Consider the following 17,134-nt stretch of genomic DNA (forward strand, 5'->3'; position numbering starts at 1 on the left):
GCGCGAGCGAGCGGCTCGGAGAGCCCGGTAGTGAGCGCGATTCACCGCGAGCCGGAGGCTCGCGGCCTTTTTCACCCATGTTTTTGCCGCGAGCGGTTCGCCGCTGGCGAACCCGAGCGGGAAAAAGATGGTCTGAGATGTCGAACCCATTCGCTGATCGCATCACCGAACGGAGACGGTGGGCTCATCGATGTCGACGGCGGCGAATATGACGCCGACTTCAAGAAGAAGTGCTCCAGCTATCTCTCGTATACACGGGAGTTGCGGACTCACTTCGGCGGTATCGCCCCTGTCCGCCTAGGGGCGGTCGGCCAGCCAGGCCAGTTCTGCTCGCGGTGGGACGCACGGACCGGGTGACACATCGCGAACAGTCAGCCTCGAAGCCGGGCGGGTCACGCGATAACTTCGATGAAGGAGATGGAGTCCGACCGAATGACGACCGTCAGTTGTGCCGGGTCGGCACGCCGCGGAACATCCCACGGATGCATCCCACTCGGGCCGCCCTCGACCGCAATCGAGACACAATGCTCGCCCGGGTCAGTAATCGGGTCGTCGAACAGAACGCGGCCGGAGGGCTTGAGCTCGGCGGTGTCAGCGAGGACCGGGGTGCCGTTACGGGATCGCGTCACGGTAATCGTCACCGTTCGCCGGGCGTGCACGCGATTGTCGAGAACGATGTCCGCAACAGTCGGTGGATGGAGTGTACAGCCAGCGAGCGACGCTCCGAGCAGCACACCGCCGACTCGAAGCACATCCCGACGGCGCATGAGTAGTCTTTCGACCCCCGTACAGAAGGCCTTTCCTCACAGAACGACGCCTGTCTAGTCAAGTACGGATTCGGTGACGCGGAGGGTCCCGTTGGCTTCGTAGAGATAGCCACGATTGAGCAGGCGCTCGACGGCGTACTCGCTATCACTATGGTTCGCTGAGAAGGTGTCCGCCTCATCGAGAAGTGCATGCGCCTCCTCGTAGGAGAATTCGCTGTGCGGGCCGTCTGCTGCATCCGCGAGGATCGCGTAGGCCTCCTGCACCCAGTCGGGGAGTGGGGGGCGTGGATCGGAGGGGTTAGAAAATGGCGTCATTGGGGCGTGGCGTTCGTACCTCCAGCTACGAGTCGGGCGCTTGTGAACCTTCCCACTGCCCACCGCCGTACAGCGATCCCACCTCGATGGCGGCTACTTAGTGGTCGTCCTCAGTTCGAAAGACGGGGGCATCGGCTGCGTTCTGCTTGACGCTCTTAATGCCGTTCAAGGCGCCGGCTTTCCGCGAGTAGCCCTCACCACCGTCCGCGATGATGTTGCCGTTCCGGTGGACGAGCCGCCACCGCCAGTCATCGACGTCGTCGCGATACACCTCGAAGCGCGTGCCGGACGGTGCCGTCTCGGCCGCCGCGACGACGGCGAGGTCTGAGGCATCAGTTTCGGGATCCGGTCCAACGTCAGCTGAGTCGTCGCTCGGAGCCATACGGTTAGCTGCGGCCCCACACCCAATAAATCCAGCCCACGGCGGTCTACAGAAAGTCACGGAGACCGCTCCTAGCTGAAGCCCACGGCAATCACACCGACAGCAGGAGAACGGACTTCCAAGTGGATACTAGCGACGCCGAAGGACGTCGACGGGGCGAACCCGACAGCAGTCGCGGCGTCGCGCCCACTGGCCGTCCTCGACTGGCCGATCGAGCGTGAGTCGGGCGACGAGCTCGTCCTGCACGGTAAGCTGGCGGACGGACTCCTCCCGCCACCCCAGCCGTGGGTCATACAGTCGCTTCTGGAACATCGTCCCCGAGTCCTGCGCGATATACTGCGTGCGCGTCACGCCGAGGAGTGTCGTCGACGTGTACTCCACACCAACTGGTGCTCGTTTCAGTGTCGAGATGATCCCTTCGACGAACCGCCGGATTGCGAACTCGCCGACGTCGTTGGGCACGTGGAGTTGAAGTGGTGTTCGTGGACGCTGTTCCGTTTCGAGTTCTGCATCGCGACGCCGCGTTCCGTGTCGCTGGTCGTGTTCAGACATGGTTGCTTGAGGAGTCGCTCAATGGCCCCTCTACCCCTACTGGGGGCGACAAACACGGCCGGCGGAGACATACGACTAAGGGAGGCGCATAATCGAGGACCACGACCCTTGAAGCGTCTCGTCGTCGACTCCCTGCTGGATAGTCGTGCATCTGAGGCGCCGTCGCGACAATCCGCCGCTACGAAGAGGGCCGCTGTATTGATGAGTGCAGACGGCGTCTATTCGATCAACACTCCACGTGTCGTACTCATCCGTGACGTCGGTCCCTCGCCGCCATCATACCCATCCAAGCCACCCGAAGACTACATTCGTGAGCGGCATAGAGGAGGATATAATGCACGAAGACGCCCAACACCGCATGAATCGAGATGCGGCGGAGAACGCAGACTTGTACGAGGCGTTCGCGGCGACACCCGAGGACGACGAGGAGTAACCCGGACCGTCGGATGTGACATTATCTCGGTGTCGCGAAGTCGACGCAGTCCATCATAGTCCTCAGAACTCGTGGGTGCTAGGTGTCGTGGAGCCGATCGTCGAGTAACTCGAGGACTTCCCAGAGTACGCCGACAGGTGACTCGGCGTCGAGCCACACCGCGTCGTAGTCGTATTCCGCATCGGGCGCGTCCCGCTCTTGATAGTGGAGATGGCCCTCAACATGTGGATTTGGCTCGAGATGGACACCACAGTCGAATCCAGACGACTCGGTATAGTGGATTGTGAAGTTCGACGTCAACGTCGTCCGTCGGCGGTCGTCGAGACTCGTTCCGGGTGGAAAGCGGGGGTTCGGCTGCCACGTCACCTGGAGTGACGCCGACTCGGCGTCACGACCAAAGTACGCTGGGTTCACGTCAGCCTCAACGTTCGCGTACTGTCCGTTCGGACTGCCGCGAGCCGAACGGATCGCTGGATGACGTTCGAGCTGCTCGCGTACCGACCGCAAGATCCGATGGCGTTTCTCAACATCAACCTGCGATGCGTCGCGACCACCATCCGGGTAGGGTGGACGACGCCCACGGAGCCGATCGGTGGCGGGCTGCTTCGGCTGCGTCGCCGGTGCGTCCTCACTCATACGGACGCGGATGGGCGCGCAGTATAGCTGTCGTAGTGGTCAATCGCGTCCCGAAGGAGGGAGAGCTGATAGCGAGCGGACTCCCAGTCCGCCGCCGCCCGGAGTCGTTCCTGTGCCTCGGCAACCGCGATATCCTCCGTCACCGACGCGCGAAGCGCACGCGGCGTCTCGACAGCGTAGTCCGTCTTCCACGCCTCAATATCTGCCTGGATGGCTGTCGCCTGCTCGGTGAGTTCCGTCTCCGAATTCTCCGCGACGAGTTCCTGGATCGCCGTCAGCCGCGTGTAGACGGGATCCGGATAGTACATCTTCCCCCGCCCTGTCTCGTCGACGACGAGTACGCCGAGGTCGACGAGCCGTTCGAGGTGGTCACGCGCCGTCGGCTCTGAGACGTACGCCTCGTCTGCGATCCAGCCCGCCGTTCGCGGCTCTTCGAGTGACGACGCGACCGACCGCACTCGGTCGAACCCCGTCGTCGCCTCCTTCCACCGCGACACGTACCCCGGTTCGTCCGCCTGTTCACCCGAACCAGTCATACCACACACTACGCAGTCGAGGAAGATAATATTTTCCACGGGAAAAATAGACTACCTCAGTGTACAGGCGAAGGGGCACTTCACTCAGAATCGAACCAATTCTTCGTTCGCCCCCACATCGATGACTCCGACCCTCCGGACTCTGTTTCCCTATCCAATTCTGCCTGTGCGGCGTCACGTTCACTCTTGAGCCGTTCGACCATCGTCTCTAACTCCGCGATTCGGTCGTCTTTCTCCTCGAGTCGCGCTTCGAGCGTCTCAACACGATCGCCTAACACGCGATTTTTCTCCGCGAGATACGCCTCCCCGCGGTCATCACGCGACGTCGCGCTCTGACCGTCCTCTTCTACGTCACCCGCAGTCTCCCCTCCCTCGGGCTCGTAGAACTCGGAGGTCCGTTGGACGGCGCGCTCGATCGTCTTCTCCCCATACGTCGACCCATCCGCGTAGTGGACCTCATCCCACTTCTCACGCAGCAACCCCGACTCCCGGAATAACCGGTCCATCTGCGCCTGATCGCCGCCCGTCCAGAACGCCAAGAGGCAACAAAACGCCATATCGGCCTCCGACTGGCTGTCATAGCCCCCAAGGCGGCCGTTCCACAACCGCTCGAACTTCTCCCCATTCGACGCCCCCATCGCCTTCTCCACCAACTCCTCGTCACCCAAGTCGACCTCACTCGACGGCGCCGCGTCCCCCGCCGAGTCTGCGGGCGCCGTCGCGACGTCGTCCGTCAAGGCGCTCTCGTCGTCCGGCTGCACGTACTCCCGATGAATCCCCCGCAGGGCGTCCTGCCGGCGCGCAATCCGCGTCGGCGTCCCCGAAACATGGTCGCCCGTCACCGTGAAGAAGCGCGCCGTCTCGTAGCACTCCACACTCCCACGCCGATTCCGCCCCTCCGGGAGTTCTCCCTCCACCAAGACGTGGAAGCCCGTCCCCGACGGCGATACCTCCGTGTATGAGTCCAGTCGCTCAATGATGTCTGTCGCGTCTTCCTCAACTGCGCCCGTCTCGGGGTCACGGCAGTCATCCAGATCGACGCCAACTAACGGGTCCTCATCCGTGAAGACGAACCCAATCCCGTCCGCCTCACCCGACTCAACCGCGTCAACTGCAGTCGCGACGTCCGCCCAGGTGACCGCATCCGTCGCCGACCCATAACCACCCGTCGCCGCATTCACCGGCACCTTCGTCGCCTTCCCACCCCGCTCCTCCACCCGCCACCCAACCCACTGCTCGCGCTCCCGCAACTCCGCTGGCAACACATCCAGATCAACATCGACCCCATCACTCATCGCCGCTCACCTCTAGTACTCACACCATTCTCAGAGTTCAAACAACTCCATCGAATCCCGCTCCTGCTTCTTCGTCCATTCCCAACGGGTACCCCCCGCCTTATTCTAGTTGGCTTTTGCTGTAACAGCCATCCTCTACTCCCTGATTGTTCCACTCTCTGGCCGTGGAAATGCCGTACAGCATTCTGTGAGTGATCCCGTTGTGTTACGGCATTTTCGGGATTTGCTGTAACAGATCCCTGAATATCGGTTTTCTCGGGTTTCCCAGACCTCATACCACAGTCTAGCTTAACCTCAGATAGGTTCGGTAACGGTGCTCCTTTCGATCTGTTATTCTGATAGATTCGGGGGATAGGCCACTTGGTCATCAGTCCGCACCACCTCGCTTGGTGAGTTTGATTCCCTCGTAGTATCGGACTTGGTTCCCACCTCTCCGGTCAGTCGTTCGCTCAAGCGAGAGCTGCTTATTCAGTCGCCGCGCGAACCAGGATTTCGAATCTGGCTCAATCCCGTGATTCTCAGCCCACTGTTCGTAGGCAGTATACACGTCGCCAGCAGTGACACGCTCGTCGGGGGCCTCAGATAGACACTGAGCAGCAAACTGTCCGACGACCGCATCTGGATCGTCTGCAATCTCCTCGATATCAGGTTGGCTGAGGCTCTGTAGCGCCATTAGCTGATTCTCTGGGGAGTCCTGGCTCTCGATCACCTCTTGGAGCGTGTCGATCGGGTATGTCCGACCCTCAGAGTACACTGTTGCGCTCCCGTCGCGTGGCAGGATGATTATGGCGTACTCCATCTCTTCAGCGTCCGCAACGGCGAGGTCGTCGCGGGGAACGAACGGGCGCTTAATCCGCGCCCAGTTCGCCTCGAACGCTTGCTTCGACTCGTAGATATGGCGGGTTCCCTCCTCGTAGACGATGTACTCCTCAGCCGCCGGGTCGTAACTATACGTCGCCGGCATCCGCCCCTTTGAGAGATCCGTGAGTGAGTCCACGCTGAGAATCTCTGCGTCCGCAGTCGTCCGGAGAACAAGCTTTCCCGACTCCTCACACCAAGCCGTCTGCGTACTGTTCGTGTCCTCGACGGGCCGGACAGCGGTCACGCCACCGTCCTCCGTCGCTCCACCATTAAACGTGAGGTTCTCGTCAGTCGTATAGTAGCGGGTTTCACCGGCCGAGAGTTCGCGGACAGGTGGGTTGAGTATCTGCTCAATGCGCTCTGCCCATTCTGTCTGCGACGAGCCCGGTCGAACGACGAAGAGCGGGAACTCTCCCTCGTCCTGTGCTTTCCGGAGGTTCACCAGTACCTTTGCGGGATTCTCCGGTGTCGTGGTCTCGACCTCAATCGCGAACGCGTCCTCGAAGTCGGGATGAGTTGCCCGCGCGTCAGGTTTCTCGCTGCCGTCCTGCGTCAGGATGGAGATAGTGAATCCTTCTGCGGTCAGCTCTTGCTCGATCTGTTCGAGGGCCGTATCGTGCTTCTGACTGCCCGCGGACTGCACAGATCCAGTGTCGGGCGTCGCGATGTCCTCACCGTCGTCGGTGAGGCGGATCACGAGTTCGTCGGTGTCCATGTCGACGGTCGTTTCGAGGAAGCGCGAGCGCTGCCGGAGCGACGCGAGCTCGTCATACGTGGGTGCGTCCGCATCAGCGTCCTCGAAGAGCCGGCGAAGCTCATCGTCGACTGTCTCCACCGCTACCCAGTCGTTCGCCTCTCGACGATTCGTCCGCAACTGGACGCTGCGGACAACCTTCGCGAGCGCGACGTCCAACTCCCCATCCGCGACGTCAAGGACGTCACCAAGCTCCTCGGGCGTCTGGGTCGTCGGCGTCGCGTCTTCCGTCACGCCATAGGTGTCGTTGACGTGGGTGTGGATCCGGGTGAGCGCCTCCTCGAAGCGGGCTTCTTCATCGCTCGTCAGTGGTTGGTCGCTCTCTGGGTGGCCCTTCGGGATCGGGAGTGGCGCGAGGCTGAACGGATACGGGCCAGTCTCGCCGAAGACAGGACTCGGGAGGTTCGCGATCCACTCCCCACGTGGGAGCGAGCGGATGCGATTCGCGAAGTCCTCGGGATCCATTTCTTCGTGGGCCATTGCTTGGGCGAGTTCGCGGTCGACACTGATCTTCCCGACGAGTGGGCTGCCGATGTTGTTCAGGACGTTCAGGTAGGCGCGGCGGCCGCCTTCGGCTTTCATCTGCTCGGGGAACTGCATCGATAATCCGACCGAGAGGCGGAAGCTCCGCCCCTGCTCGAGCAGGTTGTTCATCACGTCCGAGACGGCGACCGAGGCCGCCTCATCAATGAGGAGGTTGACGACGTAGTCCTCGGGACGCGTCTCGGCGTCTTGATTCTCCTCTTGGAGTGCGGCTTCGAGGTTGGTGAGGATGACGCCAGTCATGATGCGGGCGGCGTCCTCGCGAAGGTCGCCAAGGTCGAAGAGGATGACCGTGTCCTCGTCGAGGAGATCGCGGAAGTCGAACTGGGGCTCAGTGTTGTTGAAGATGCGGCGGAGGTTCGCGTCGTCGGAGACCATCCCGAGGCGGTTGCTGACCCCGCCCATGATGTTCGAGAACGTTGTCTTGTCCGCCTGCAACTGCCGGCGGAGCGAGCGCGTGACCGCCTCGTCAGTCGACTGGGGCGCCGCGCCTAAGTCGGGCTGGGGCGGGCCGGCCTCCCAGAGCTGGTCGAGCGCGTTCTCCAGTTGGCGGTGCGCGAAGTAGTCCGCGGACTCGCGATACTGGCCGTTTTCACGGCCGTGCTCTGCGTCGAAGAGCGCCTTGATGAGGGTCTTGATCAGGCCGGGGGCGACGGTGGCGCGCTCGTAGCGGTCCTGGCCCATGACGAGTTTGAGAATTTCTTCGTAGTGGTCGGCTTTCTTCTGGATGGCGTCCTCACGCCGCACGCCATTTTCGAGGGCGGGCTGGATGTTGAAGAAGGAAAACCCGGGGAGATCCTCGGGAATCGAGAAGTGGATGACGTTCTCTTCGAGGTCATCAATCCCGAAGCGGGCGGCGTGCGCGCGCATGTAGTTTTCCGTCATTCCGTCGCCCTTCGGTTCGATCAGGATCGACGGGCCCTCCGTATTCGCGTAGAGCGAGAGGAGTTCGTTGATCTGGGCTTTCGACTTCCCAGCGCCGGTCGTCCCAAAGCGCCCATAGTGGGTCGGGAGGAGACTCGGCGGGATGCGAACCGGCTCATTCTCGGGTTCACCGGTCTCGTCGAGCGCATATCCGACCGCCATGCCCTCTCGGAACTCACTCATGAGGTCGGGATCCGGCCGGGAAAGCGGATTCCGACTCTGCTGCTCGGCGCGTGTTCCGCGAGACCCCTCAATTGAGAGTTGTTCGGCAGAGGGGACGAGGAGGAAGTGCGCGAGTTCCCGCCCGCTCAGCACGAAGTCGGGCCGGTTTTTCCACCGGCCGGTGACGATGTCGCGATTGAGGAGGCGCTGGAGGGCCTTGCGTGCGTTCTTTTCCTTCTTTGCCTCGCGGAAGCCACTCTCACGCACTCGTTCGGCCTCAACGTCGTAGAAGGGGCCATCGAGGGGGTCAAAAACGGGGGCGAGCGACGACAACCGCTCGTCAAGCGAGTCTTTCCCAGTGTCGCTGGTCGGCACGCCGACTGCCCGGACATTCACGGTGAACGAGCGCTGGGGGTTGGTCGCCTCGATCGCGTTGAGGCGGCGTTCAACGATATCGCTCAATTCGCGCTCGTCGCGTTCGTACTCCTCGAACTCAAGGAGGTCGCCGATAATCCGCTGTGCCCACGTGTCCCGCCCATCGATGAGGTCTTCTTTGCGGAGTTCGGCGTCGGACTGCCAGCTCTCACGGCGCTCAAACACGACCTGAAAGGCGAGTGGTTCTGTGGCGTCGTTCACGTGGTCAATCAGTGAGGCGAGCGCGGCGCCCGGCTGGTTGACTGCCGAGAGGGACTCCTCGTCCTCACCATCCGTGAACGGCGTGAGCGACGTCATCCAGTCCTTCTTGCGCGTCGCCGCACCCTGCCAACGCACACCGTACGGGGAGACCGTCTCGGTCGCCGGCCGTGCGAGAATCGTTCCGTCCTCAGTCACGGACGGCTTCTCGACCGGTGCGTTGTCCGCGACGGCGAGTTCGAGTGCAGTCTCGCCGACGGACACCACGCTGTCCGCAGTCACATCGACGTCCGCGGCCTCAGCCTCCCCCTCATCGGTGAGTTCGTACTGCTCGTCCTCGCCGAACTCGTACTGAAGGGCGCCCTGCTGGTAGGCGTCGACGAACTCCTCGCGTGAGTACTCGGTCGGCTGAACAAGCCGTTCTTCGACGTCGAGGTCGACGCGTTCGATGTCGAAGGTCGTCGGATAGATCGACTGCAGACGCTCCTCAACAGTGTCGAGGGCGTCGTCGGCGCCGTAGTAGAACTCGACGGGCGCGTCGTCGCCGTCGCTGAGCGCGAGGAACTCGAAACGCGGCGGCGTCGACGACGACAACGGATTCAGCCTCGACCCTAAGCCAGACTCCTCGCGAGTGAGTTTGTGGAGGCTCTCGAGGAGTCGCGGAATCCCCGACGGGTCTAGTTCTTCAGAAGTTGGGGTGACGCGGAGGTACTCACTCATCGCGACCACCGTCCGTCTCGGCGACCTGCTCCGATTCCTCGCTTGACTCGGCAGCCTGCTCATTGAGTTGCTGCTGGAACGAATGCATCGCTGACTCGGTGTCGTCGGTGGTTGCACCGGGAAGTTCGTCGCGGGTTTGGGTGGTGGGGTCGAAGTCGATGACCTGTTTCTCCTTGGGCATTGCCTCGACCTGGATGCCGCGCCACTCGCCGTCAACGCCGACGAGTGCTTCGGAGAAGCCGGCGTCTTCGTTGCCGGGGACGGCGTCCTGCACGTAGCGCATCTGGGCGTGGTTCAGGCCGAACTCGTCGGCCCACTCTTCGTCCATGCCGTCGAGGCGGTGGAACTGCTTGACGGCGCACTGGTCGAGGATGGCCTCGGCTTCGGTGTGTTCGAAGAACTCGTCGACGGTCTGCGTGACGAGGCGAATGGAGAGGTCGTGGTGGCGGTGATGGCGGAAGACGGTCTCGAGGAAGGCGAGACTCGCGGCGTCCTGCATGATGTAGCGGGCCTCGTCGATGACGAACACGACCTCCTTCTCGGTCTCCTTCGCGCGCTCGTAGACGAGGGAGATGAGGAGTTGCATGGTGAGTGCCGTACTCGAATCGACGCTCCCCTCCTGTTGGGCGAGGTCGAGATAGATCGTCTTCTCGTCTCGAATGTCGAAGGCGGAGGCTTTCCCGAGGTTCGCGTGTCGGCCGTCCTCCTCGAAGGGGCGGAGTTGGTCGAGAAGCCACGTCGCGTCGGCCTGAATCTTCTCGGCTTCGGATTCGGAGCGCACGACGAACTCCTCGGGGTCCTCGACCATCTCCTCGAAGACATCGAGCATATCCCGAATCGTCGGACTCGGGTTGTCGTGGGTCGCGATGTCGTCGGTGATCCCCTGCCGGGCGTACGCCGATCGCAAGCCGAGTTCGAGCGTCGTGCGTCGATCTCCCAGGGAGATGCCGCGGAGGGCGAAGAAGTTGGTGAGGAAGCTCATCGCGTCATCAAGTTTCTCGTTGAACGGACTGGCGTCCTCACCCATCGCACGTTGGGCGTGCTCGGGTGTCTGGCGAATCTCCAAGGGATTCAGGCCGAGCGTCCCACCGACGGTGATGCGCTGAGCGTCGAGCGCCTCAGAGACGCCGGCCCAGTTGTTGAGTGGTTCGAGGACGATGCCGATGCGGTCGCTGTCCTGTTCGATCGAGCGGATGAAGTTCTGCTTCGAGCCAAACGACTTCCCAGACCCGGTGTCCCCGACGGTGAACATGGCGTAGCCGTTGTCGCGCTCAAAGGGATCGATGACAACGGGACTCTGGTTGTCCTTGTGGATGCCGAACTCGACGCCACCCTCCTCGAGAATCGTCGCGTTATGCGGTGACGCGAGCAGCGCGCCAACAGCGCCACCGAGGGCGATGGATTCACGGCCGAACTCGTTGTCGCCGATGGGTGCGGCGGACTGGAGGGCGACGTCCTGCCGGCAGATCGCGGTCTTCGGCGTGAGGTTCGCCGGGTCGTCCCGAAGTGTACTCTTCACCGTACGGACGGCGTCCTGCAGGTCGTCCTTCTCGTCAGCGCGAACGGTGATGAAGACGCCGTGGTCGAAGACGTTCGCGCCGCTCTCGACGGCCTTGTAGGTGGCTTTCGCTTCGTCAGCGCGCTCTTGGAGGTAGGCACCACGGACGCTCTGTTCGAGGTCAGCGTCGACTTGGAGGTCGTCGGCGATTTCCTCGAGCTCGGTGCGGGCGCGCTCTTGGTTCTTCGGGGTGACGTGCGCAGTCAGATCGAACTCGACGTCTGTGAGCTCGAAGAGGTCACTGAGGTAGCCGTCGCTCGGATGGTCGGGGTACTCAGCGACGTAGAGTGTGCTCGTCCACTGCTCGCCGACGTGGGCGGCACGCGTCTCCCACTCGATCGCAGCGGGTGCAATCGCCGTCTTGTGTGACTCAGCAATCTCGTCGAGGAGGCGGCCCTCGGCCTGCCCCTCTTCGAGCGTTTCCTCGTCGAGGACGTCGGCGAACTCGACGGTGGGCTCGTCGTCGCGGGCCCGATAGCGCGTCCACGCGACGACTACGGTCGCGGTGATGGTCACGGCGACGAGGAGGTAGAAGAGGATTCCGCCGGGTGTGGTGGGGTTGAGCGCCCACTGTGTGAGTTGGTCGCTGAACCCGGTCGCGGCGGGGAGGAGGGCGTTATGCATCGGTGTCCTCGCGTGTCTGGTGATTCATGGTGGGTTGCTGGCGGATGAGCGAGTCGGGATTGTCGTAGTCGTGTTCGTGGCCGTTCCAGAAGTCCATCGCGAGTGTGAACAGTTCGACGGTGGTGAGGCGGCGTGCTGACCAGCCACTCGCCTGCTGCACGAACTCGCTGCGCACCGCGGCGACGCGGTCGTCCAAGGTGTCGAACATCCGTGCGCGCCGCTCAGCCGCTTGGAGGTCCTCCCGGCGGGTGACGAACGGGTTGAACAGGAAGCCGATGACAGGAATCTCGGTCAGTTTCTCGGCGGGAGTTGACTCGTCGCGGTAGCGGTCGTAGACCTCCATCGGGGAGACTTCGACGCCGATGTAGTAGTGGAGCTGTTGGATGCCGCGCTCGCGCATCTCACGCGGGCGCGTTTCGAGGTACTCCTCGAGAAGTTCGCGGAAGACCGGATTCTCCTGAACGTCCTCGTCGTCGAGGCGGTCCTGGATGTTCTCGATGACTTGCTCGACGGGGAACTCGCGGGTGGTGGCGTGGAGTTTGAGCTTCGAGTCGAGCTCCCTATTCGCGAACTCCGCGCCCGCCTCCTGTAACTGGGCCCAGTCGTCGGACATCGCGAAGTCCATGTTGTCGGGGTCGACCTCGACGAACGCCTCCATCGTCCCGTCCGAGCGCTGGATGGCACCGGCGCCCGGCCACGCACGTTCGATATTGGTGAGGTCTTGGGTGCGTTCGTCCGGCTGGAACGGCGTATAGTTCGCCAGCCCACCTTCATTCCGCACCGTCTCGTTCGTCTCGGGGTCTGGTTCGTCGGGTGCGCTGAAGGTGGCACGGGGGCGTTTGAGGTATTGGTAGACGTCGGTCACCCACGTCCACGCATTGAGGTGGCTTGGGGCGACGTAGATGATGGCGACGCCGAGGCCGAACCCACCCGCGACGAACGGGAGCGCGAGTGAATCGATACCGGTGAGGGCGGCGAGGAAGAGGCCGATGATGGGGAAGGCGATGAGGACGCCGACGTCGCCTTCCTCGATGTTGAGGTAGGGGATGCGGCTCTCCTCGCCGAACTGATTCATGATGCGTCGTGCGGCGGCGTCTGGATCTGTCGACATAGCTTAGCGGGTCTGTGGGTCGTTCTCTGTCCGGCGATACGACGGCGCAGACTCCTCGCCCTCCTCGCTGCCGGCGCGGCGACTGGCGTGCTCGGCGACAGCTTGGCCGGCGGCGGCCTTCGGCCCCCAGCGGGCGGCGGTCGTCGCGACGCTTGCGCTACCGACGTAGGCGCCGGCAGCAACACCACCGACGAGCGCGGCGCCACGGCCCGCAGTACTGATCGCTTTCGCGGTGAGTGGTGTCGCGTACTGGAACGTCTTCCACGTCACCACAACGGCGACGAGCGGCAGGGAGACCGCGACGAGATACTTCAGGAACGGATTTCCTGGGGAGAGGGCGTGCTGCGAGTAGAGGAGGTCGTAGCCTTTGAACACGACTGCAGCGGGGAGTGGGAGGATCGCGAGCGGGACGAAGCGTTTGCTGAACCCCATCGCGACGTCCGAGAGAACGGGAACGTTCCCGTAGGCGAGCGCGAACGCAATCGGCATCCCGTAGATGTAGACGTAGAGGAGAACCTCCCGAATGTAGTAGAGTGCTTCCAACGCCCACATCGAGAGCCCGCCAAGCAGCGCGAAGACGAGCGATAGGCCGGGGTTCGTCACTGCATTCTGTAGGAACCCGAGCATTGCGGTACTGAGTGAGTTGAAGCTCGGCAGGAGCGCAATCGTAAATCCGTTGACGAGGTAGAGCGTGAGCACGGCGACCCAGTACCACGTGATAATCAGGAAGGCACCAACCCAGGCGGTCTTCCGGGTTCGTCGTGACTCGTAGGCACTCCCAAGATTGAAGATTCGAATAAGGTGGCGTCCTTGCACGCAGACCACGAGCAGGAGCAGCGAGACGATCATAATCTCGCCACCAATCAAGGCGTGATGGATCGACTCCCATGGAGCGTTCGTCGGCTGTCCGAAGACGAACGCACCGTTAGTCCGCGGTGTTGGGGTGCCAAACATCGCCACGGAAATTTCCTGATACCCTCTCCGCAGTCCCTGCATGAACAGGCTGATGAACCAATTGACCGCGTCCTTGAACCCTTGGAGGACAACTTGAATCAGGTCGACCATCAGCTATCCTCTCCAACCTCGATCGAGCAGTCGTTGAACTCCTCAGATGCAGAATACCGGATGTCATACCTCTTGGAGAGCGCGGTGTTGCTAGTCGATGTTTCGAGGACGAGTTCGAACGTTCCAGACTGTGGCTGATCCTGACATACGACGTTGCCGCCACGAATGAACGCGAACGGCATCCGAGAGCTGTAGATCGTCTTCGACCCTCCCGGGGGAACAACGACTTGTTCGATTTCAGTGTTGGATTCTGGATCGTAGATACCGCTTATATCTGTCTCGGCGTACTGAGTTCCATTCTCTCCGCTTGGATATGGGACCTTTCCGAAGAAGAGGAGTTGCGTGACTGCAGTCGGCCCACTCCCTCGGTTCTCGATTGTGACGAATGCCTGCGTTTGAGGACTGCGCTCCGGTCCATTCCACATCTGTTCGGGCTGGTTGCGACCGATACCCATCTCGAGAATCTGGAGGTCAGGCTGGAGCGTGCGAGTAGTGGTGCCGATGGTCTGGTCGCCGGTGACGGCGACGAGTTCGTACTCGCCGGGAGTGTAGGTGGTACCGAGGTCGAAGGAAACGCGACTCGCGCCCTGTGCGACGTCGCGTGTCCCGAAGAGCGACCCGTTCGGCTTCACGAGATTCACGTGCTCGGCGTCCGCGCCACTTTCGAGTTCGACGACGAGTGTCGTTCCTTGAACGTCGAGGCTTGCAAATGGTCCCGCAGGAGTGACCGTTGAGGAGCCCGACGGTCCGGAGTCACCGTTCCCGGTGCAGCCGGCGAGGGCGGCGAGGGTGAGACTGCCGAATGCTTGGAGGGCGCTACGACGGTCGATGGATGGTGTGGTGTCAGTCATAGTGGTGGAAGCGATCGAGGCCGACCATGTGGAGGAGGCGGGTGCCGGCGTAGAACATCACGACGAACGGGAGGAGTTTCCACCCGGTGATGAACGCGAGGTTGAACCAGCCTGCGAGCGTGCCGAGTGGGTGCCAGCGGACGCTCGCCTGCGCACGCACGTAAGCGGGGTTAGCGCCAAGCCACGACTCAGGGTGGTACTGGGCGGTGTAGATGCCGGGCTGGGTGAGCGTGACGACCGCAACCCCAGAGGCATTCGTCTCGACGCGCTGGTCGCCGATGGCGATATAGCCCTGGGGTGCCTGCGCGAGCGCCTGGCCCCGCTGCTCGTTCGAGAGGTCGATCGGCGCGCCTGTCTGGTTGTCGTGGAGTTCGAGGCGGACTGTGGCTGCCGAGGCATTCTGCGAGAGGACGGTCGCAGAGAGATTGCTCTCGCGGAGGTGGCGTGTCGAACCGACCTGGGGCTGGAAGATGGTCGCGTTCACGCCGCGAACGATCCCCGCGACCTGCAACGCCTGCCGGTCAACCTGCTCCGCGCGGACAGCAACCCCATACGTCGTCGTGTAGGAGTCGTTGACGACGTCGATGTGGACGTCCTCGTCGAGTGTTGGGGCGGGTGATGACCGATTGATTCCCCACGTCTCGACGATTTCTGGGCCGGCTCGAACGGGTTCGGCGACCGGTCCAATCCGCGACGGATACGCGTGCACGGAGACCGGGATTGCGTCAGACTGGGTGCGGGTTTCGCCGTCGCGGGTACTCGTGACGAGCGTGTCCCAGCCGGTGTGGCGGGCGGTGTAGAACCGCCAGACACCACGCGCACTCGCGTTCCCGGTCTCGGTGAGCGTATAGCCCTGCCACGGCCGCGACTGGAAAATCGCGACGCCCGCGTCCCCGTTCGGATACGTCGCGTAGTAGGGGTACGCCGCGAGATCGTACACCGACCCACTGAGCGAGTCAGTGACCGTCACCGAATCAGTCTGCGTCGTCGTGCTGTCCGTATTCCCGTTTCCGGTGGTTGTCTCGACGCGGACTTCGATCGTCGCGTGCAGCGTCAGCGTCGTCGTCCGGTCGTTCTGCAAGTGATAGTCTAGTGTCGGCGTCTGCGTTCCCGTACTCGAGGCAATTGTCTCACCGTCTTGGGTGAGCCAGACGCGCGACACGCGAGTACTGGTCAGCGACCAGTCCCCACTCGTGTTCGGGTAGCGAACGCGATAGTCGACGAGACCGCGCAGCGTCCCACTCGGGGCGAGATACGTGCGTGTTTTACCGGCCGCGAGGTGTGCTCGCGTCGATGGCTGTGTGGCGAAGATTGTCGCGTGAGCATCCGCGATGAGTGCGCTCTGCTTGAGGTCGGCATTCTCCGGGTAGCGGGATGTCTCGGGACCGCTGGCGTGGAGGTCCCGGAAGTCGTGCTTGGTCCAGGTCGCGGCTGTTTTGGGCGGCCGTGTGAACGTGATGTCCGTCCCGTTCGCGAGTTGTTGGAGGGCGGTGCGGTGCGCGCCGTACTGCTGGGAGTAGGCGGATTCGTTCGTGTAGTCGTCGGCGTCGTGCGACCAGAGAGTCGCGGACTCGTTCTCTGTGAGGCCATTTCCTTCCGTGCCGGGGCGGGGGTGGTTCGCGGCGGCGAGCCCGGTGACTGTGGCGAGGAGGAGGACGCCGGCAATCGCTATCGGGATCGCGCGTGACGAGGCCATCAATGTGGAGGGCGAGCTCGGGCTACCAGGGGACGAGGTTCACGCACTGGGCGAGCGGGAGGCCCATCATGGAGCCCGCGACCGTGTAGAGCGGGCCGAGGACGACGAGGACAGTGGCGGACTTGAGCGCTGAGCGCTTGTGGCGCTTCAGGCCCTTCTTCTGATCGGGGCTCAGCGTGAACATATCGATCAGAGAGTTCGCCTGCCACACCACGGCGAGCCCGACGATCCCGAGCGCCGTCGTGAGCTGGAAGAACCCCTCGATCATGCTTGGGAGGTTGTCTGCGCTGCAAACGGCGGATTGCTGGGCTGCGGCTGGCTCGACGGCGATGAGGCTGAACAGAACCAGCCCGATGGTGAGACGGCGCGGTAGTTGCTTCCTCAATGCTGTGTGCGTCGTGGTGGAGTGCTCGTCAGCGGGGGAGTCTGTGTGAGTCACGAATCGGTGAAGGGGACGGCTGGTGTTGCTGGACCACTCGCGGTTGTCGAAAGGGGTGTGGGCTGCTCTGGGGAGCAGCCACGCTATCGGTCGTCTGGGTGACGGCGATAAACCGCGATACACCGGTCCGTTCTCGATGCATCCGCGCCGGCATAACCAAAGCGAAAGTAAAAGTCTTCTGCTACTTCTCTAGCGAATAAATAAACAAATAGAGCATTACCGGTCGAGACCTATTGCTGTCGGGTCGGCACTAGTTAGTTAGATCGAGGTACTCGAT

Annotated in this window: 14 protein-coding genes; all 14 read right to left on the minus strand. The window is 62.5% G+C overall.

Going from position 1 to position 17,134, the window contains the following annotated elements; all coding sequences use genetic code 11:
- Positions 1–392 precede the first annotated feature (392 nt).
- The 14 genes from EFA46_RS14625 to EFA46_RS14690 all read right to left on the minus strand — a co-directional run bounded on the left by EFA46_RS14625 (position 393) and on the right by EFA46_RS14690 (position 16,803).
- Positions 393–629, minus strand: a complete 237-nt coding sequence (locus EFA46_RS14625) for a hypothetical protein (protein WP_148040717.1) — start codon at positions 627–629, stop codon at positions 393–395.
- Positions 630–821: 192 nt separating this feature from the next.
- The gene (locus tag EFA46_RS14630) at positions 822–1,082 is read right to left on the minus strand and encodes a hypothetical protein (RefSeq protein WP_123078774.1); all 261 of its coding nucleotides are present in this window, start codon (positions 1,080–1,082) and stop codon (positions 822–824) included.
- Between the two features lie 97 nt (positions 1,083–1,179).
- Positions 1,180–1,464 (minus strand): HVO_2922 family protein, encoded by a 285-nt coding sequence (locus EFA46_RS14635; RefSeq protein WP_123078775.1) that lies wholly within the window; start codon positions 1,462–1,464, stop codon positions 1,180–1,182.
- A 129-nt stretch (positions 1,465–1,593) separates the two neighbouring features.
- Positions 1,594–1,845, minus strand: coding sequence for a hypothetical protein (locus EFA46_RS16300; RefSeq protein ID WP_255494130.1), 252 nt, complete (start codon positions 1,843–1,845; stop codon positions 1,594–1,596).
- Positions 1,846–2,527: 682 nt separating this feature from the next.
- Entirely contained in the window at positions 2,528–3,085 is a 558-nt protein-coding gene (locus tag EFA46_RS14645) for a hypothetical protein (protein ID WP_255494131.1), read from the minus strand.
- A complete protein-coding gene (locus EFA46_RS14650) occupies positions 3,082–3,621 on the minus strand; it encodes a winged helix-turn-helix domain-containing protein (RefSeq protein WP_255494132.1) in 540 nt (179 codons plus the stop codon). Before EFA46_RS14650 ends, EFA46_RS14645 begins: the two co-directional genes overlap by 4 nt.
- Positions 3,622–3,701: 80 nt before the next feature.
- Positions 3,702–4,916: a hypothetical protein gene (locus EFA46_RS14655; protein ID WP_123078777.1), complete on the minus strand. Its 1,215-nt coding sequence runs from the start codon at positions 4,914–4,916 to the stop codon at positions 3,702–3,704.
- Positions 4,917–5,283: 367 nt separating this feature from the next.
- A complete protein-coding gene (locus EFA46_RS14660) occupies positions 5,284–9,513 on the minus strand; it encodes an ATP-binding protein (RefSeq protein ID WP_123079273.1) in 4,230 nt (1,409 codons plus the stop codon).
- Positions 9,506–11,695 (minus strand): VirB4 family type IV secretion system protein, encoded by a 2,190-nt coding sequence (locus tag EFA46_RS14665; RefSeq protein ID WP_123078778.1) that lies wholly within the window; start codon positions 11,693–11,695, stop codon positions 9,506–9,508. The genes EFA46_RS14660 and EFA46_RS14665 overlap by 8 nt, the downstream gene beginning before the upstream one ends.
- The gene (locus tag EFA46_RS14670) at positions 11,688–12,806 is read right to left on the minus strand and encodes a hypothetical protein (RefSeq protein ID WP_123078779.1); all 1,119 of its coding nucleotides are present in this window, start codon (positions 12,804–12,806) and stop codon (positions 11,688–11,690) included. Before EFA46_RS14670 ends, EFA46_RS14665 begins: the two co-directional genes overlap by 8 nt.
- Before the next feature lie 3 nt (positions 12,807–12,809).
- Positions 12,810–13,871 (minus strand): hypothetical protein, encoded by a 1,062-nt coding sequence (locus EFA46_RS14675; RefSeq protein ID WP_123078780.1) that lies wholly within the window; start codon positions 13,869–13,871, stop codon positions 12,810–12,812.
- A complete protein-coding gene (locus tag EFA46_RS14680; RefSeq protein WP_123078781.1) occupies positions 13,871–14,722 on the minus strand; it encodes a hypothetical protein in 852 nt (283 codons plus the stop codon). Before EFA46_RS14680 ends, EFA46_RS14675 begins: the two co-directional genes overlap by 1 nt.
- Entirely contained in the window at positions 14,715–16,418 is a 1,704-nt protein-coding gene (locus tag EFA46_RS14685) for a hypothetical protein (RefSeq protein WP_123078782.1), read from the minus strand. Before EFA46_RS14685 ends, EFA46_RS14680 begins: the two co-directional genes overlap by 8 nt.
- A gap of 22 nt (positions 16,419–16,440) precedes the next feature.
- Positions 16,441–16,803 carry a hypothetical protein gene (locus EFA46_RS14690; RefSeq protein WP_370529297.1) on the minus strand — a complete coding sequence of 121 codons (363 nt, stop codon included), beginning with the start codon at positions 16,801–16,803 and terminating at the stop codon, positions 16,441–16,443.
- Between the last annotated feature and the right edge of the window lie 331 nt (positions 16,804–17,134).

Origin of the sequence: Halarchaeum sp. CBA1220 (assembly GCF_003721175.2) — an archaeon.
In the GTDB taxonomy this organism is placed as follows: Archaea; Halobacteriota; Halobacteria; order Halobacteriales; family Halobacteriaceae; genus Halarchaeum; species Halarchaeum grantii.